This is a genomic window from uncultured Tateyamaria sp. (assembly GCF_947503705.1).
Taxonomy (GTDB): Bacteria; Pseudomonadota; Alphaproteobacteria; order Rhodobacterales; family Rhodobacteraceae; genus Tateyamaria.
The window spans coordinates 99,347-118,054 of record NZ_CANNES010000012.1 but is presented as its reverse complement, the minus strand read 5'-3'; the positions used below and the strand labels follow the sequence as shown (position 1 = coordinate 118,054).

9 protein-coding genes and 2 pseudogenes are annotated in these 18,708 nt (G+C 62.1%); 4 read left to right on the top strand and 7 right to left on the bottom strand.

From position 1 onward, the window contains the following. Positions 1-1,314 (bottom strand): annotated as a pseudogene (locus Q1A44_RS19755) (hypothetical protein); the annotation flags it as partial. 238 nt (positions 1,315-1,552) lie between these two features. Here Q1A44_RS19755 and Q1A44_RS19750 point away from each other — a divergent pair. Next, positions 1,553-1,867, top strand: a pseudogene (locus Q1A44_RS19750) (DUF2793 domain-containing protein); the annotation flags it as partial. 888 nt (positions 1,868-2,755) lie between these two features. On the opposite strand, the gene Q1A44_RS19745 reads toward Q1A44_RS19750, so the two are convergent. Continuing rightward, on the bottom strand, positions 2,756-4,204 hold the full coding sequence (locus Q1A44_RS19745; protein WP_299628690.1) for a mannose-1-phosphate guanylyltransferase/mannose-6-phosphate isomerase: 1,449 nt from the start codon (positions 4,202-4,204) through the stop codon (positions 2,756-2,758). A 174-nt stretch (positions 4,205-4,378) separates the two neighbouring features. Between Q1A44_RS19745 and Q1A44_RS19740 the strand changes: the two genes are divergently transcribed. Both Q1A44_RS19740 and Q1A44_RS19735 read left to right on the top strand, forming a co-directional pair. After that, positions 4,379-8,311, top strand: coding sequence for a glycosyltransferase (locus Q1A44_RS19740; protein WP_299628688.1), 3,933 nt, complete (start codon positions 4,379-4,381; stop codon positions 8,309-8,311). Between the two features lie 52 nt (positions 8,312-8,363). Continuing rightward, positions 8,364-9,092, top strand: a complete 729-nt coding sequence (locus Q1A44_RS19735) for a hypothetical protein (protein ID WP_299628686.1) — start codon at positions 8,364-8,366, stop codon at positions 9,090-9,092. A gap of 715 nt (positions 9,093-9,807) precedes the next feature. On the opposite strand, the gene Q1A44_RS19730 is transcribed toward Q1A44_RS19735, so the two are convergent. The 4 genes from Q1A44_RS19730 to Q1A44_RS19715 form a co-directional block, all read right to left on the bottom strand. Further along, entirely contained in the window at positions 9,808-10,692 is an 885-nt protein-coding gene (locus Q1A44_RS19730) for a sulfotransferase (protein WP_299628684.1), read from the bottom strand. Between the two features lie 161 nt (positions 10,693-10,853). After that, complete coding sequence (locus tag Q1A44_RS19725; RefSeq protein ID WP_299628681.1) at positions 10,854-13,115, bottom strand: calcium-binding protein; 2,262 nt, start codon at positions 13,113-13,115, stop codon at positions 10,854-10,856. A 160-nt stretch (positions 13,116-13,275) separates the two neighbouring features. Further along, the gene (locus Q1A44_RS19720) at positions 13,276-15,609 is read right to left on the bottom strand and encodes a M10 family metallopeptidase (protein WP_299628679.1); all 2,334 of its coding nucleotides are present in this window, start codon (positions 15,607-15,609) and stop codon (positions 13,276-13,278) included. Between the two features lie 43 nt (positions 15,610-15,652). Continuing rightward, positions 15,653-16,099 (bottom strand): hypothetical protein, encoded by a 447-nt coding sequence (locus Q1A44_RS19715; RefSeq protein ID WP_299628677.1) that lies wholly within the window; start codon positions 16,097-16,099, stop codon positions 15,653-15,655. Between the two features lie 401 nt (positions 16,100-16,500). Here Q1A44_RS19715 and glf point away from each other — a divergent pair, with 401 nt between their 5' ends. Further along, the gene (gene glf, locus Q1A44_RS19710; RefSeq protein ID WP_299628675.1) at positions 16,501-17,634 is read left to right on the top strand and encodes a UDP-galactopyranose mutase; all 1,134 of its coding nucleotides are present in this window, start codon (positions 16,501-16,503) and stop codon (positions 17,632-17,634) included. 9 nt (positions 17,635-17,643) lie between these two features. On the opposite strand, the gene Q1A44_RS19705 is transcribed toward glf, so the two are convergent. Then, entirely contained in the window at positions 17,644-18,639 is a 996-nt protein-coding gene (locus Q1A44_RS19705; RefSeq protein WP_299628673.1) for a replication initiator protein A, read from the bottom strand. Between the last annotated feature and the right edge of the window lie 69 nt (positions 18,640-18,708).

The following is an 18,708-nucleotide window of genomic DNA, read 5'->3' as shown; positions in this document are numbered from 1 at the left end:
CAGGCCCCCGCCGCCCGTCATCTGGCCCCCCGCAGCCCCCGAGATCAGGATGTCGTCGCCGGCCCCGCCCGACAGCGTATCGGCCCCGATATCAGAGCCCACAAGCATATCCTGGCCCGCACCCCCCGACAGGACCTGTGCACCGTTCTCGGCCAGGATGGGCGCATCCACCTGGCTCAGGTCGATATTGAACTGGGTCAGCCCGGGTGCTGTGCCACTGCTGGCAAAGACCTGAATGTGATTGCCCGTCACGCTGGCCGTCAGCTGATTGACGTTCTCCAGGCCCGCCCCGGTGGTATGGGGGATCGTCTGCAGATGCAGCAGCCGCCCGTCCGGGGCCAGGGTAAAGACGCTGACGCCGTCATCGCTGCCCCCCGCAATGACAAAGACCCGATCGCCCTCCTGGGCCACGGCCAGGGTGGTCACCCCGGCAAAGCGGGTAGAAAGCGTGTCGATGATATGATCCACCGGCGTCAGCCCGCCATCGGCCTCCAGCCGCATCACGCTGATCGAGGACGACCCGGCACTGCCCAGCACCACCCAGTTTTCGCCAAAGGCCGACACCGTTTCCAGCGCCGTGGGCGCGTTGACCCCCAGGCCCATTGCCGCCCCTGTTGAGCCTGTTTGGGTCAGCGCGCCGGTGCTGTTGGAAATCTGGTAACTGGTGATCGTGTCGCTTTGCTGATCTGCGGCCAGCAAAAAGGATGTCCCCCCCACCGACACGGTTTCGATCTGGGTGTTGGCGCTGAAGGTGATGGCCGTGCTTTGGGCGACAGGTGCCGCGGCCCCGGCCGGCCCCCCGATCTGGCCCCCGCTTTGCGGCAGGCTGTGCATCATGAGCGTGCCAGTGCCCGCATCGATCGTGTAAATCAGCGTGCCGCCCCCGGTATTGGCCACCGCCATGGCCGACATCTGACCCGTAGCGCCAGAGGCAGGCACAAGGCTGGTCACCCCGCCGATATTGCCCTGCCCCGACAGGCTATAGCCGACCAGCCCGTCGCCCGGCGCGCTGCCAAAGACAAGGTGCGTCTGGCCACCCATCTCGACCACTTCGACAACACCGCCTGCAACCGCACTGGTCTGCCCGTTAAAGAACTGCTGATCCACCAGTTGCGCCATGGTGCCCTGTGCGTTCAGCTCATAGACGGCCACGCCGCCATTCACGCCGGTGGAAGTATACAGATAGGTGCTGTTGCCGATGGTCGCGATGGTGGCATCGCGCAGGTCCACATCCAGCGCCTCCTGCCCCGTCGAAAGATAGCCCTGCCATTGCAGATACATGAACCACACCCTTTTGAACCCAAGGGCAGACATGGGGAGGCCCTGCGGTGAAAGAGGTGCGGAAAAAGGGCAGAATTGGCGCGTTTACAGCAGGTTTTCAGCGGTTTTTAGACAAATGACACCGCATGTCCGCGACCAGGGCGCAGGCCCCGCGCAACACCCACCGAACGCTGGTTTCTCGCTTTGATAACCAATTCTTTACATCTTGCCGCTGTCCCGGCCCGATCTGGGGCTGGTCCCGGTTTTGTCCACAATCAAGGAAGTTTTGGCGATGCAAGATGTCTCTGCCCGGCTGTCGTTGCCCTATATCATGCCCAATCAGGCACAAAAGCACGTGCCTCATAACGAAGGCATCGCTCATCTTGATGTGCTGGTGCAGATGGTGCTCGAAGAGACGGGGGCGGCCACCCCGCCCGCGGTGCCGGCCGAAGGGCTGATCTGGGCACTGGGAGCGGCCCCTACGGGGGCCTGGGCGGGCCAGGCCGATCACCTGGCCACATGGCAAAATGGCGGCTGGGTGTTTGTGGCCCCGCAACCGGGCTGGCGGGCGGTGGTCCGGGGCGAAAACGCCCTGCGGCTTTGGACGGGCAGCGCATGGGCCCTGCCCAACCTGGGCGATCTGAACCAGCTTGCCGGCGTGGGCATCGGCACCGATTTTGACGCGGCCAACGCGCTGTCCGTGGCCGCCGACGCCACGCTTCTCAGCCACACCGGCGGCGGCCATCAGCTCAAGATCAACAAGGCGGCCCCCACCGACACCGCAAGCCTGCTGTTCCAGACCGCCTGGGGCGGCCGGGCCGAAATGGGCACCGCGGGGTCAGACGACTTTGAGGTCAAGGTCAGTGCCGATGGCAGCACCTGGTTCACGGGGCTGCGGGTGGATGCAGGCAACGGGCAGCTTGAGGCCCCGACAGGGTTGCAGGGGGCCGTCAATCTGGCCCTTCTGACCGATGTCGATGTCACGCTGACGCCGACGGGGGCCCATGCCACGGCCAGTGCGACGGTGGGCACATTGCCCCCCGGCAATCCCAACGGGCTGTTGCAGCATTGGTCCAAGGCCCCCCAGACCGCCTATCAGACCTGGCAAAGCGTGCTGGGCAATGACCTCTATCACCGCCGGGCCCGTGTCGGGGTATGGCAGGGCTGGAGCAAGTTTTACGACACCGGCAACACCACCGTGGATGCCAACGGGTTTGTCAAAGCAGCCTCGCCCATCGTGCGCCTGGCCCAGGATGGCACCCAGGAACCGGTGGAGGCGGTGGGCGCCGTCTTTACCCGCAAGGGCGTGGGCCATTACACCCTGTCCGATGTGCCGCCCCTGGCCACCTCCGGCTGGCAGATCGAGGTGCCCCAGGATCATAATGGCAATCGCCTGGTCTTTGTCACCACATCCTACAACACCGCCAAGCAGGTGCTGACCATCAAGACGCGGACCGTCACATGGGACAGCAAAAAGGGGCTCTGGGCCGGGGCTTTAGCCCTTGGCCCCCTGCCCGCGGGAATAGACGTCCTCATAGCGCACGATGTCGTCTTCGCCCAGATAGCTGCCCGTCTGGACCTCGATGAGGACCATGGGCAGCTTGCCGGGGTTTTCCATCCGGTGAACCGCCCCCAGGGGGATGTAGACGGATTGGTTTTCTGTCACCAGTTTGACATCCTCGTCGATGGTGACACGCGCGGTGCCTTCAACCACGATCCAGTGCTCCGCCCGGTGATGATGGCTTTGCAGTGACAGGGCCGCGCCGGGATTGACCACGATCCGCTTGACCTGAAAACGGCCCCCCACCACGAGGCTTTCGAACCAGCCCCAGGGGCGGTAGTCGCGTGGAATGGTGGTGGCCTGGATGGCCCCTTTTTCCTTGAGGGCGGCGACGGCTTTCTTGACCTCCTGGGCGCGGTCCTTGTGGGCCACCAGAACCGCGTCGGGCATCGCCACAGCGATGATGTCGGTGAGGCCGATACCCACCAGTTCCTGCTGGGGGTCTTCGGCCCGCAAGAGCGTATCCTGACAGGCCAGCGCCGTGGCCGGGCCACTGGTGACAACGCCTGCCGCATCCGGGCCTGCCTCGCGCCAGACCGCGTCCCAACCGCCCAGATCGGACCAATGCCCGTTATAGGGCATCACCGACAGGTTGTCGGCTTTTTCCATCACCGCATAGTCGATCGAGATATCCTCGAGCCGAGCCCAGGGTTCGGGGGCCAGACGGGTAAAGGCCAGATCCTGTTCGGCCCCCGCCACGGCTTTGCGGACCTCGGCCAGCATCGCTGGTGCGTGGGTTTCAAAGGCGGCAATCAGCGTGGCGGCGGAAAACAGGAAAATGCCTGCATTCCACAGATGACGCCCACCCGAGAGCATCTCTTGGGCGGCCTGTGCGCCGGGCTTTTCCACGAAAGCCTGCAACGGGTGCAGGGTCGGCGGGGCTGCCGGGTCCAGCGCCGCCCCCAGTTCAAGCCAGCCATAGCCGGTCTCGGCGCGGTCGGGGGCAATGCCAAAAGTAACGATGCGCCCGTCCAGCGCCGCAGGCACGGCCGCCGTCACGGTGGCCTGAAACCCATCCGTGTCCGGGATCACATGATCGGATGGTACCACCAGCATCAGTGCCTCGGGGTCGGTCTCGGCCAGATGCAGGGCGCCGGCCAGAATGGCGGGGGCCGTGTTGCGCGCCTCGGGCTCGATCAGAACCGCGCCGGGCATGCGTTCAAGGGCGGCCATCTGCTCCAGCACGACAAAGCGGAAATCCGACCCCGTCACCACAATCGGATCGCCAAAGCCCGGGCCTGTCAGGCGCTGGGTCGAGGCCTGAAACAGGCTTTCGGCCCCGGTCAGTTCGACGAACTGCTTGGGATAGGATTTACGGGACAGAGGCCAGAGCCGGGTGCCGGATCCTCCACATAACAGCAGAGGGTGGACAACAGATGACATGGCAAACAACCTTGTTGTGAAATAGTTGCCGGGGTCATATCTCTTTTCGAAACGGAAACGAACCGATTTTCCGGGGTCTTAGCCCGCCGCGGCATTGCAGCGCGGCGCAAGACTTGCAAAAACACTTGCCGGAACCGAGCAAACACGAACGCGCCGCGTGAAAGGCAATGATATATGACAGGCCCGCCGATACATGTGGTCATCATCAGCTGGCAGGGTCAGGCTCAAAACGCCCAAAAAATAGCCCATGCGCTCGAAGGACAGGATTGCGCGATCAGCGTGGTCTATTCCAATGCGGCAGGCGCGCCCGAATCCGGGCCGGGCTATTGGCTGCAGGTGCCGCAAAGCTGGTATTATGGGCGTAAATTCGCCCATGCCCTGACTTGCCTGCAACCCGAAGAGGTCATGCTCCAGATCCAGGCCGATGCGGCCTATGACAACTGGCCCGGGCTGCTGAACGATTGCCGGGCCAGCTTTGCCCGGCACGGGCTGATGGGGATCTGGGCGGCCGAACTGGACTGGACCCCCTGGCCCACGCCCCGGGTCAAAAACGCGCCCCCCCTGGACAGTGGCCTGCAACCCGTTGCGCAAAGCGACGGGATCGTCTGGGCGCTACATCCGCAGATCTGGCAACGCATGAGCCAGTTCAACTATGACGTGGCCAATCTGGGCTGGGGGATCGACTGGATCGCCGGGCTTTTTGCGCGGCGGCAAGGCAGGCACTGCGTGCGCGATCCCCGCCACGTGGTGCATCACCCGCCGGGCCGGGGCTATTCGGGGGCCGTGGCCACCCAACACATGAAGAACCTGCTGGCCCAGTTGCCGGCCATGGACCGGGCCGATATTCTTGCATTGCATCACACGTTGCATGCAGAGTCAGGGCATGAAAAAACGCCCGCAACCGAGACGCTTTCGCCCCCCCCTATTATTTCAGGAATGATTCCCACAATGCTGCGTTCTGCTTCTGCCTCAACCCCCAAAGCCACACCTTTCGTGCGGGCCAGCGTGTATGATGGCCATGTATATGTAGCCACCCACGATCCGGTCGCAGACATGGTGCTGGGATGCGGCGACTGGCAGGTGGGCTTTGAAAAGATGGATGCGGCCCCCCCCATTCACATCAGCCCCGTGACGGTGCCCCTGCGCACCGCCGCCGTGGCAAATGTCCAGTTGCAGGAAAACGGGCTTGAGGAATGGCAAGTGACGGGCTGGCCCACCCTTCGGGTGATCTCGACCCCGGATCAGGGGGCCACCCCGATCCCTGTGGGTCAACCGGTCCAGCTGGAGGCATGCCCCGACCGGATGGTGGTGCAGGTGGCCCTGGCCCGGCACCGGGCCGAGGGGCTGATCCAGGCGCGGCTGACCGATGCGCAGACAGGCACCGAACGGGTGGTTCCCGTCCCTTTCCAGAGCGGCTTTGAAGGGGGCGCCTATCCGGTTGGGTACCAGATGGCACATCTCAACCTTGGCGTCCTCAAGACGGCCACCTCTCTTCAGCTTGAGCTGGTACACCAAAGCACCGACAGTGGCGCAACCGAGCCGCCGATCTTCTTCGTGGCCCGGCCCGTGATCACCGTGGCCCAGACCGGCACGCCCTTGTCGTCCCACGTCATCCCGCTGGGCACGGCCACCGAGAACACCTGGTACAAGGCCGTTCTCGATCCGGCCATCCGCCACAGCACGGCCCCGCTGACCCTGGAAGGGGGCGGCATGGACTATGTGCTTCTGGATGGGCACTCGGCCGAGTTGAACTGCACCCAGGACTGGGGCGACGCATTCGAATTCAAAAGCAGCGCCGCCCTTGCCGCCGTGGTCTATATCAACGGGGTGCCTGCCTTCGAGACGACGATGAATGCGGGCACCACATATCTGCACCTGCCTGCCCCGCAACTGACGGGCCGGCATGCGTGGATGGAAATCCGGGACCCATCGGGGTCGCGGGTGCACTGGGCCAACTGGATCCTGCCCCGCTGGCAGGCCACCCCTGCCGAAGTGCTGCAGGCCGAGGGCAAGGGCCCCTACCCCGCCGAGCTCTTTCACCAATCCCCCTACCGTTTTCAGGCCCTGCGCCAACAAATCGCGGACGGGGTATCGTCCAAGGTTCTGGCGCAACTGCCTGCCGCCATCACCGCCCTTGAGGCAGGCCATGACCGGCTCAAGATGACGCCGCTGGCCTTTCCCAAGGTCAAGGCACCGGACGTGTCGATCGTCATTCCCGCCCATAACAAGGTCAAGGTGACCTATGCCTGTCTCGCCTCACTGCTCCTGGCACCCAACCAGGCCAGCTTTGAGGTGATCCTGGTCGATGACGCCTCGACCGATGCCACCGCCGAGATCGAAGAGCTGGTGACCGGCATCACCGTGGTGCGCAACGCCGAAAGCCAGCGGTTCATCCGGGCCTGCAACGCGGGCGTGGCCGCCTCCAAGGGCAGCTATGTGGTGCTCTTGAACAACGACACCGAAGTGACGCCCGGCTGGCTCGATGCGCTGGTGGATGCCTTTGGGCGCTTCGACAATGTGGGGCTTGTGGGCTCCAAACTGCTCTATCCCGACGGCAAGTTGCAGGATGCGGGCGGCGTGATCTGGGGCACGGGCGATCCGTGGAACTATGGCAACGGGCAAAATGCCTGGGATCCGCGCTATGCCTATGCCCGCCAGGCCGACTACCTGTCGGGGGCGGCCATGATGACGACCCGCAAGATCTGGGACGATCTGGAGGGGCTGTCGTCCTACCTTGAGCCGATGTATTTCGAGGATACCGATTTTGCCTTCAAGGTGCGCGAGGCGGGCTACACCACGTGGTTCGTACCCAGCTCCATTGTCTATCACTATGAGGGGATGACCTCGGGCACCGACACCTCAAAGGGGTTCAAGCGGTTCCAGGAGGTCAACAGACCCAAGTTCAAACGCCGCTGGGCCCGCGATTTCGCCAAGTTCACCAAGAAGGCGAGCATGGATCAGGTGGATCTGGAGAAGGACCGCGGCATCGTGGGTCGGGTCCTGTTCATCGACTACACCACACCCACACCGGACATGGACGCAGGCAGCTATGCGGCGCTTCAGGAAATCAAGCTGGTGCAGTCGCTGGGCTACAAGGTCACCTTCCTGCCGGAAAACCTGGCCTATTTCGCAGGCTATACCCAAGAGCTGAACAAGATGGGGGTCGAGGTGATCCACGCGCCCTTCTACACCAGCCTCGATCAGTTCCTGCAGGCGCGGGGGCGCGAATTCGACGCCTTCTATATCACCCGCTATCACGTGGCCAATGCCAACGTGCCCCGGATCCGGGCGGTCAACCCGGATGCGCGCATCATCATGAACAATGCCGACCTGCATTACCTGCGGATGCTGCGCAAGGCCGTGGCCGAGAATGACGAGGCCCAAAAGGAAGACGCCCGCGCGGTGCAGACCGAAGAGTTCCGCGCCATGCAAAGCGTCGATCTGGTCCTGTCCTACAATGACAAGGAACACGCCATCATCGAGGCCCAGTCCGAAGGCGAGATCAAGGTCATGCAATGTCCCTGGGTGCTGGAATGCCCCGACAGCGTACCGCCTCTCGAAGGACGCGCGGGCATCTCCTTCCTGGGTGGCTTTCGGCACCACCCCAATGTGGAAGGGGTCCAGTGGTTTGCCCAGAATGTGATGAGCCGCCTGGAAACCGAACATCCCGAGATCGTGCTGTCGATCTATGGCTCGCGCATGGGCGACGAGGTCAAAAAACTGGCCTCGCCCGTTATCGAGCCCATTGGCTTTGTCGCGGATATTTCGGACGCCTATGACCGGCACCGGGTCTTTGTGGCGCCGCTGCTGTCGGGGGCGGGGATCAAGGGCAAGGTGCTGTCAGCGCTGGCGCATGGCATTCCATGCGTGCTCAGCCCCATGGCCGCCGAAGGGATCGGGCTGCGCCACGGTCAGGACTGCATGATCGCCGATACCCCGTCGGAATGGTCCGAGGCAATTGCCGCCCTTTATGGGAACGACGCGCTGTGGGAAGAAATGTCCCAGGCGGGCCGCAAGCTGGCCACGGTCCAGTTCTCCTTTGACCATGGCCGCAACCAGATGCGCAAAGCCTTCGAGGCCGTTGAGCTTTTTGCACACTTCAAATAATAGGCATAACGCCTCGCGCTATACTGGCATCGGATAAAACTGGACCTCTGGCATGACCACACGCACTGTCGTTCTGCACTACCACCTGTTCAAGAACGCAGGCACATCGGTGGATCATATGCTCAAGGCCCATTTCGGACCGGCCTGGGTGACGGCCGAATTTGCCATGGCGGGCAATGACAACACCAAGGGGGTGCAGGACTGGATCGCGGACAACCCCGAGGCACAGGCCTTTTCCAGCCACACGATGGTCGGGCCCCTGCCCCAGGTCGAGGGCGTCGACATCATCCCGGTGATCATGCTGCGCAACCCGCTGGCGCGGATCGCCTCGGCCTACCGCTTTGAACGCAAGCAGGAGGCCGACACCTGGGGCGCGGAACTGGCCAAGAAACATGATTTCGAAGGCTATGTGCAGACCCGGCTGGCGCGGGCGGGCGACCGGCAATGCCGCAACTTCCAGGTCTCGCGGCTGGCGACGCTGTGCCCAGGCCCAGACAGCGAATTCGAGCGGGCCAAGGCGGGGCTCAAGCTTTTGCACAAACGCGGCGTGATCGGGCGGATCGAACATTTCAACGCCTTTACCGAGGCGTTCATCGCGCGGCTGACCCCAGCCTTTCCCGACTTTGCCCCGGCCCCGGCCAAGGCCAACACGACCAGTTCCAAGGGCGGGAAAAAGACCCCCTTCCAGCTGGCCACCCAACTGACCGAAGCCAATGCCGAAGACATCGCCTTGCTGGTGCGGGCCAATGCGCTGCTGGGATTGCCACCGGGGTTGACGTAATGCGCCTGACTTGGAACAAAAGCGGCTCTGAAAGCCCGCTCGCTCATGCTTAGAACTGCATCTCAGACGGTGTGAGAAGACCATTACTGTTCTAATTAACTAGTGTCCTGACGATGATAATGAGTTTTTGGGCAACAGCAGTGATAATGACCTTGTGAAGTTAACCGGCGGTGCGCATCAAATTTGCAAAAAACTGCAATATTAGGTTATGATCACTGCGTGTAACAGGACAATACGTAACATGCGACCTTCGCCGCTGATGAGTGGATAGATCACTATACACGCATAGCCCCACCGGCTTGTACAACGGGCACGGGTCCCATAAGCGCGATGGATTGCTCTCCAGTGATCTGGCCGAGTTCAGACATCTCAACGATCAGTGTGGTACTGGCGACGGTACTACCACTGGAAACGAATAGCAGAATGTCAGCCGTCGCAGCGAGATCTATGTCCGAGGTAGTTGTCTTTATATCTCTACTTTCAACAGGGCGGTCTGAGGTGCCCGTAGATTTGTAGAAGCTTTGCTTGGTAATTTTGGAACCAAGGAGAGACGGATGTGAGCAAGGGAATTCGATTTACGGAAGCGTTCAAACAGGACGCAGTGGCCCAGGCCACTTACAGGGTAATCAAAAACTGAGATGTTGAAGAGTCTGTGTTCAGGGCTCGCACCCTGCGTCAAGAGACCGATGGAGCATTGATTATGCACAATCAGGCGTTACGCGTATTTCCAAATATCGGATATGAACGCAGCCCCGAAACGGTCCGCACAGGCCCGATAGGTGACATCGTAATGGGCCCGGACGGCCGCGACTTTTTCAGGGGCAATGTCGCCCCCTGCGGGCGAGGCATTGGCCAGGTTCCCGAAATCCGCCGGGTGATGGCGCAGGCCCAGAAAGCCCAGCAGATCAGTCAGCGTCTCGTTGGAAAAGAACGTCTCGTAAAAGCCCACCGACACCTGTTCCGGCGCAAAGGCAGCGTCCAGCCTGTCCAGGATCAGGTCATAGCGGGTGCGCTGTTCGACCCAATCGGCCACGCCCTGGCTGTCAAAGCGCTCTGCCGCAGGCAGGTTCACCGGCTTGCCCGAAGCGCGGCGGTTGCGATCCGCCATGCGCAGCGCCGAATAGACCCGGTCCAGCGGATCGCGCATCAGGAACACCACCTTGAGGTCATAGCCCGCCCCTTCGATCATGGCGCGCACCTGGCGCAGCTGATCTGTGGACAGCATGCAATATTCAGGCGTGATGTCGCCCGTCAGATGCGCCTCCGGATTGGCCTCCAGCAGCCGCTCAAAGGTCCGCATGTAATAGGACAGGTCGAACTCGCCACCCACATTGTCCATCAGGGCCAACAGCCGCGCCTGGGCATCTGCGTCCAGGGGGGTGTCGGGCGGGGTGTTCTTGGCCCCCTGCAGGGCCGCGATCAATGCGTTGGCCTTGTCGCCAAAGCGACCCGAAGGCCCGCCCTGGGCCAGGGCCACTTGCAGAACCGCATGTTCCTTGATCATTCCCATCGCACAATCGGGATGGCCGCGCAGATATTGGTAAAGCCAGGTGGTTCCGGCCTTTTGCGCCCCAACCCCCAAGAGGAATGTCTTTTTCATTCGTGCACCACCCGTGCGTCATTGATCACCACCGCCGGGGATAGCCCAGACACGCGCCCAGTGCCAGCCACACAATACGTGGTTGGCGCCACGGCTGATGTCATCAGATTGCGGGTCTCGGGGTCGGCCCGGCGGTCAGGAATACCGCCGGGCCGGGCCCTTCAGAAGTTGATGTCGAGCGCGCCTTCCAGGCCCGTCACGGTGCTGACACCATTGAGGGTGATCGACATGGTGCCAAAGTCAAAGATGACGGTGCCCGAACTGTCATCGGCATAGGTGTCGATGACATCCTGCGTCGTCGACACTCCGCTCATCAGATAGGATCCATCGATCAGCAGCAAATCACCGTCCGCGATGTTGAAGTCGTTCACCGTCTTGGACCCGTTGGCATCAAAGACAAAGGTATCGGCCCCCAGACCACCGGTCAGGACGTCATTGCCAAAGTTGCCGTTCAGCATGTCGTCATCAGCCCCACCCGACAGGGTATCGTTGCCAAAGCCGCCATTGAGGGTGTCTTCGCCCTGCTGACCAAAGAGCAGGTCACCCTGGCCGCCGCCCGCAATGTCGTCATTGCCGTTGCCGCCATACAAGGTGTCATCGCCGGCCTGACCCCACAGGGTGTCATTGCCGCCGTCGCCATTGACCAGGTCGCGCCCGGCGCCGCCACCCAAGAGGTCATCGTTGTTGCCGCCATTCACGACGTCGCGGTTGCCACCGCCATAAAGCGTGTCATTGCCGTTGCCGCCATTGACCAGGTCATTGTTGGACCCGGCACCGGCAAAGTCGTCACCCTCGCCGCCTTCGATCGTGTCATTGCCGGAGGAGCCGAACATGGTGTCGTTGCCATTGCCCCCATTCAGGATGTCAAAGCCGCCGCCGCCGCCCATCAGGTCGCCGTCCACACCACCTTCGATCGTGTCGTTGCCCGACCCGCCGAACATCTCGTTGGCCCCGCTGGTCGCCGACAGATGGTCATCGTTGCCGCCGCCATACATGGTGTCGTTGCCCGACCCACCTTCGGCCACGTCATTGCCCGAGCCAGACAGGAAGATGTCGTGGCCTTCGCCACCAATCAGGGTGTCGTCGCCGCCACCGCCCACAAGGCTGTCATCGCCGCCGCGCCCATCCAGCATCTCGTTGGCATCCGACCCGATCAGGGTGTCATTGCCCTCGCGCGATCCGCGGACCCATTCGATAGAGGTCAGATCATGGGTAAAGCCGTTGCCGTTCCATGTGCCGGTGGCCACGCCGGTGGACAGATCCACCATCACCGCATCAACCCCCGACCGGTCATAGCGGAGCCGGTCAAAGCCGTCGCCGCCATCCAGCGTGTCATTGCCCTCGCGCAGGATAAAGCTGTCGTTGAAATCGCTGCCGGTGATGTCGTCGGCAAAGTCGGTGCCCCGTATCTCGAGACGTCCGCCGGTGTTGGTATAGGTGATGGTATCAGAGCTGCCAAAGCCATCATTGGTGATCGTGCCGGCCGCAATGTCCATGACCACGCCGGTGAACGGATCGTTGAACGCACCAAAGCGGAAGTCGAGGCGCAGGGTGCTGAAGTCACCCAGGGAGACGTTGAACGTGTCCGCCCCTTCGCCGCCTGTAACGGTCATGAACTGGAAATTGTTGTCATTCGGCCCGCCCAGGGTGATGTTGAACGTGTCGTTCAGGTTGCTGCCCCCGACGCCAAAGCCATCTGCCGCCAGGATCACGCCCAGGCCCAGGATGGTGTCGGTAAAGCTGGCTGTGCCGATGGTGCCGGTGCCCGCCACGCCGTTGATATTGGCGGTGATCGCCTGGGGCGTGGAATAGTCCTGATCATAATCCAGGAATGCGAACGCGTTCGAACTGGCCCCGGTGAAATCAAAGGTGTCGTTGCCCAGCGTGGCCTCGATATTGATGCTGTTGAAATCGTTCTGCGTGCCGACCTGATAGGTGTCGTTGAAATCGGTGCCACCGACATCCTCGTCAAAGGGGCTGTCGATATAGGTATAACCGGCGTTCAGCAGCTCAAGGATGCCTTCCAGGTCCCCTTCGGAATTCAGCGGTCCGGTCGCGCCCGAGGCATCGACCGTCAGGGGGCCCGCGCTGTTGATCAGGGCCGCGATCGCCGCCTCGTTGCCATTGTCCAGCGCATCCAGAGCAAGGTTAAAGGCCACAAGGCCCCAGTTGATGCCGGAAATGGTGCCAATCGTCGTGCTGCCATCGCTGACCGAAACGCCGGTGACCACGCCGCCGGTCGGGTCGGTGCCTGCAAAGGTAAAGCCGGAGCCGCTCAGCGTGGTGATGGCGCCGGTGGCGGAGTTGCTGATCACAACCGATGTGGACGTGGCGGACACCAGTTCGATGTTCAGGTTCTCGAACTGATCAAAAAGGGCAAATCCCAGAAAGTCCGGGTCCGTTCCTGTAATCGCATAAATCATTCTTTTTCCCTCCAATACTTTGAGTGTTTGGAGGCGAGAATAATCAAAAAAACGTCAATAGCAATGCAGGGTTTAAATGGAAAAGGCAGGGATTTTGCCCCTGCCTTTTCCGTGTTTCTCGCATAGGTTGGGATGGACCGCTGCGCGGCGGTCAGCCCCCTCAGATGATCTCGATATGATCGGACAGACCCACGGTGGTGGACACGCCCGTCAGGGTGATCGTGTTGCCGCTGCCAAAGTCAAAGACGACCGAACCGCCCACCACGCTGGCAAAGGCGGTCACTGTGTTGGAGGGCGACAGGGTCGCGCCGAACCAGAGCCCATCGTCGATTTGCAGCATGTCACCCTCGGCCCCATTGAAATCGCTGACCGTCTTGGCCCCGCCCTCGTCAAAGACAAAGGTATCCGCCCCCAGACCACCGACAAGGATATCCGTGCCAAAGTTGCCGTTCAGCACGTCATCGTTCGCGCCCCCGAACAGGGTGTCATTGCCAAAACCGCCATTGAGGGTGTCATTGCCCTGCTGCCCTTGCAGCAGGTCGCCCTGACCACCGCCCGCAATGTCGTCATCGCCGTTGCCACCTGACAGGGTGTCATTGCCGGCCTGACCCCACAGGGTGTCATTGCCGCCGTCCCCGTTCACCACGTCTGCGCCGGCACCGCCGCCCACGACGTCATTTTCCGTGCCGCCCTGCACGGTGTCCTGGCCGCCGCCGCCATAAAGCGTGTCATTGCCGCTTTCGCCAAAGATCTGGTCCTTGTTGGTGCCGCCCCCGACCAGGTCATTGTCGGTGCCACCATAGATGAGGTCATTGCCCGACGAGCCCCAGAGCGTGTCGTTGTTGGCCCCGCCATAGAGGGTGTCGTTGTTGGCCCCACCGCCCAGCAGGTCAAAGCCAGACGAGCCGCTCAGGAAGTCGTTGCCGTTGCCGCCAAAGGCTTCGTCATTGCCGTTGCCGGCCGAGATGGAATCGTTGCCGCCCCCGCCATAGAGGGTGTCATTGCCGATCCCGCCATTGGTGGTGTCATTGCCCGTGCCCGACAGGACCAGGTCATTGCCGTCGCCCGCGTTCAGGATGTTGTTCAGCTCGTTGCCGGTCAGGGTGTCATTGCCCGCCCCGGTGGTGAGGTTCTCGATCATGGTGCCCACGGCAATGCCCAGCACATCAATGCCCGTCCCGATATCCGAGAACGTGCCATCGTTGAGGTTGATATTGGCCGGATCAGACGCGGTCAGAAAGCTCAGGTCGATGGTGTCGGTGCCGCCCTGATCATAAAGCGTATAGGCCATGTCATTGCCCGACACATTGGCCGAGGTCGAATTGGTGGCCAGGGCCGTGAACAGCTCGTCCAGATAGTTGCCGATGTTGGAATTCAGGCCAAAGGTGGTGTTGCCTGCGGTCACACCGCTGGACCCCGGCGCGCCATAGAAATCCTGGATCGCAATGATATCGGCGATCATGGGCCCGGCCAGATAGCCAAAAGAGGCGTTGGTCGATGTGTTCTCGACTTGGTCGAAATAGGACATGACCGACATCTGCCAGCTGTCATTGGTGAAATAGGCATCATTGGCATAGGTGATCGACTGGCCGGGGGTAAAGTTGTAGTCGCCCAAGTGGTTCAGCCCCAGCGCATGCCCAAACTCGTGCACGTAAGTCTGGAAGGAATAGCTGTCGAGCGTGGTGCCGCTGTTGACCAGCCATTGCTTGGACACGTTCAGCTCGACCCCATTGGTGTTGTCGCCGCCCGCAATGCTGGTGGAGCCGGTATTGGGGTAATAGGCAAAGGCGCCGCTGTCTTCGTCGTCGACAGTGATCATTTCACCCGAGGTGACAATCTGAAAGTCGATGTTGGCGACCATTTCCCAGGCGTCCATGGCCCAGAGCGCCAGCTGCTGGCCCGCAGCCGTCAGGCCCGAAATATTGACCGTGATCACGTTTGAGGACGAGGTGTCGAATGTATATTCGACGCCATTGTTGGTGCCGCTCTTGAGGAACTCGGCCAACTCTTCATAGGTGCCGGTGGTGCCGGGGGGCGGCAGGGCCACGGTTTCCTCGATCGACAGGGTATAGGTGCCGGTATCTGTGCTGTAGTAGCCATCCACCATGATATAGAAGGTGCCCGTGGTCGTGGCCGTATAGGTGATCTGGGCGTCCAGACCCGCCCCTTCGAAGTCGTCATATTCGATGAAGCCGCCCGAGCTGTTGAACAGGTGCAGATCGGTTTCGTTGATCGTGCCACCGCCGCTCGGAGAACCAAAGCCGTCGATCTTGTAGGTCTTGCCGGCCTCGAAGGTGACGGAAAAGAAATCCTGCTCGCCCGAGGTCGAAATCGTGCCGGTGACCGAGCTGTCCACCATGACGGACACGCTGCTGTTGATCTCGGAACTGGTGAGGTTGTTGGTATCGGATTGATCAAGCGGGTCGCCCACCACACCGTCAAAGATGCTTCCGCCATCGGTGTGGCGGGTGGGGTCAAAGGTCTGGGTCATCATGCAAATGGTACACATGGGATAATCCTTTCGGTGGAAATGGCAGCTACAAAGCGTGTTTCAGGGCGCGGGGCAGCCCGGGGCTGGCCGCGACGATATGACGGGCAAATTCGGCCTCGGTCCGGCCCTGGCGGGCAACAGGGTCACCGTTGCCCGATGGCCAGGCCAGATGGGCCGCCCCCGTGGCATCGGTTTCCAGACGCAGGTCAAAGGCCTGCGGCGGTTTGGGGTCAGGGTTGATCCGGTAAAGATGGCCGCGCGGCCCCGTTTGCATCAGCACCTGCACCAGGGCGCGGCACAGACGCAGATCGGCGTCGCAGGTCAGGGCGACAACCGCATATTGGCGCTGATTGGCAGAGGCGGCCGGGGTCATGGCCACAAGCCCGACATATCCAATAGCGGCACACAGGCACAGCGCCCGCAGGGCAACCGCCCACCGTCCGTGGCACATCCCGCTTTCTGCATCGTCCTTGCCGACGATTTCGAACCGCATCGTCTCACTCTCGTACCCAATTCACCCTATGGTGCCACTTTAAGTGTCTATGCGCCCTTATGCTAGGCACCCCTGCGGCGGGTTTTGGGCGAAAAGATGGATTTTCAGGCAAACTTGCAAGGATGCCACAAGCCTGAAGGGCCAGCAGGGCAGGCAGATGGCGACGATTTTGCACAATGCTGCACAGGCCAGGCGCCGCCTCTGCGCAATAGCTCACAAAGGCAGGAATCCGCCCGAACCTTCAACCTATGCTGGCATCCCCTGCCGCGGCCCACCGCCAGGAGACCCCCCGGGGTGATTCTGCGGCCCCACCCCACCCAGTTGCGTGGGCACGGCACGCATGTCACACAGCAGGGCAGACGCGTTTCGCGTGACCCAGGCAAAACGGTGCGGCAAAAGATATGAAACTGCTCTTGGTAGGGGCCGGCCTGTCCGGTGCGGTGATCGGGCGGCACCTGGCCGAGGCCGGGCACCAGATCACCATCCTTGAGGCGCGCGATCATGTGGCGGGCAATTGCCACACCGCGCGCGATGCCGACACCGGCGTCATGGTCCATGTTTATGGCCCCCATATCTTTCACACCGATGATGCCCAGGTCTGGGACTATGTGAACGGCTTTGCCCGCTTTGTCCCGTTCAAGAACCGGGTCAAGACAACCGCCCGGGGGCAGGTGTTTTCGCTGCCCATCAACCTGCACACGATCAACCAGTTCTATGGCCAGACCCTGCGCCCCGATGCCGCCCGCGCCTTTATCGAGGCACAGGCCGACACCAGCATCACCGACCCCCAGACCTTCGAGGAACAGGCGCTGCGCTTTGTGGGCCCCGACCTCTACGAGGCGTTCTTCAAAGGCTATACGATCAAGCAATGGGGGCTGCACCCCAGCGCCCTGCCGGCCGCGATCCTCAAACGGCTGCCGGTGCGGTTCAATTACGATGACAACTATTTCGCCCACCGGTTCCAGGGCATGCCCGAGCACGGCTATACCGCCATGGTCACGGCGATCCTGGATCACCCCGGCATCACCGTGCACCTCAACACCCGCTTTACCCGCGACCAGGCGGACGCCTATGACCACGTGTTCTATGCCGGGCCGCTGGACGGCTGGTTCGATTACGAGCTGGGTCGCCTTGGCTATCGCACCCTGGATTTCGAACCGTTCCGCTATGAGGGCGATTACCAGGGCTGTGCGGTGATGAATTACGGCGAAGAGGACGTGCCCTATACCCGCATCACCGAGCACAAGCATTTCTCCCCCTGGGAAGAGCACGCAGGCTCGATCCTCTACCGCGAATATTCGCGGGCCTGCGGGGCGGATGACATCCCCTATTACCCGATCCGGCAAGTGCGCGAAAAAGCCCTGCTCAGAGACTATGTCGCCCTGGCCGAGCAGACGCAGGGCGTGACCTTCGTGGGACGGCTGGGCACCTACCGCTATCTCGACATGGACGTGACGATCCGCGAGGCACTGGACACGGCGGATGCGTTTTTGCGCGATGGGTCCGCGCCTGCATTTGTGCACGCACCGCTCTAAGGTTCGGGGCTAGGGTTTGCTGCGGGTTTTGACCCAGCCCAGAAATGCCTTGTCTGCGGATGTCAGGCGCGGGCGGCCCGTCTCGACCCAGAAGGCGCGCCAGTCCGCCTCCAGCGCATAGACATCGAGGCCCGGCGCCAGGGCGCGGGCGGCCTCCAGCGCGTCGGCACTGGGGCGGGGCGCGTCCTGTTCGATGACCCGCTGGCGGCGCACGATCAGCATGTCGCCCGGGCCTTCCTCAAGGTCATAATCGGGCAGATGGTTGGCCGCGATCATCGCGCGGATGGCGGCGCGGAACACGCGAACAGGGGCGGCACTGCCCGCCTTCTTGTGCAGGGTCGGGATGCCGATGCGCCATTCGGGCTGCCGGCCGCAATGTTTGCGCGCCAGCTCATAGACCCGCCGCTCCAGCGGTTTGCGCAGGCGGAAATAATCGCGGCTCAGCGTCAGCACCGCCCGTGCCTCGACCGCGCGAAACAGCCATTCGGACAAGAGCACCGTCACCGACACCATCCGCCCGCCCTTGGAGCGGCGCTGGATCTCCCAGCTCTCGATCAGGCCAAAGCCGCTTGTGGTCTCAAGGCCCCCGGTCTCGAGGTTGGTGGTGATGCGGGTGCCCGCCAGCCGTTCAAACGCATCGCGCAGGCGCACATAGCTGTCGCCGCCCGTGTCGCGATTGGTGGCCACCAGCAGGTCATGGGCCTTCAGGCTCACCCGCCGCGACACCGTGCGCCCGGCATTGAGGGCAGCGACCAACTGGCTGATGCAATAGATCAGGATGTCCTTGTCATGGATCGTGGCGCGCCCCCGGACACTTGGGGTAACCGTCACCTGGGTGCCGTTATGCGCATAGCTCAGCACCCGACGATCCGGCCGGGTGGAAAGCGAAAAGATCGGATGCTCCATCGACCCCAGGTCGTCCTTGGGGGCGGCCCCAAAGAGATCACAGACGAAAAAATCGCCCATGGGATGGCGGTCCGGCAAAAGCCCGGAAGGTCCTGTCATTGTTCTGCTCGTTTTATGTCCCCGATTCCTTTCGGGGTTTCAGTGACACCCAGCCTAGAGTTATCCACA

Coding starts and splice junctions, on each gene's coding strand:
- Q1A44_RS19740 (WP_299628688.1), top strand. CDS start 4,379: ATGACAGGCCCGCCGATACATGTGGTCATCATCAGCTGGCAGGGTCAG.
- Q1A44_RS19735 (WP_299628686.1), top strand. CDS start 8,364: ATGACCACACGCACTGTCGTTCTGCACTACCACCTGTTCAAGAACGCA.
- glf (WP_299628675.1), top strand. CDS start 16,501: ATGAAACTGCTCTTGGTAGGGGCCGGCCTGTCCGGTGCGGTGATCGGG.
- Q1A44_RS19745 (WP_299628690.1), bottom strand. CDS start 4,204: ATGTCATCTGTTGTCCACCCTCTGCTGTTATGTGGAGGATCCGGCACC.
- Q1A44_RS19720 (WP_299628679.1), bottom strand. CDS start 15,609: ATGATGACCCAGACCTTTGACCCCACCCGCCACACCGATGGCGGAAGC.
- Q1A44_RS19705 (WP_299628673.1), bottom strand. CDS start 18,639: ATGACAGGACCTTCCGGGCTTTTGCCGGACCGCCATCCCATGGGCGAT.
- Q1A44_RS19715 (WP_299628677.1), bottom strand. CDS start 16,099: ATGCGGTTCGAAATCGTCGGCAAGGACGATGCAGAAAGCGGGATGTGC.
- Q1A44_RS19725 (WP_299628681.1), bottom strand. CDS start 13,115: ATGATTTATGCGATTACAGGAACGGACCCGGACTTTCTGGGATTTGCC.
- Q1A44_RS19730 (WP_299628684.1), bottom strand. CDS start 10,692: ATGAAAAAGACATTCCTCTTGGGGGTTGGGGCGCAAAAGGCCGGAACC.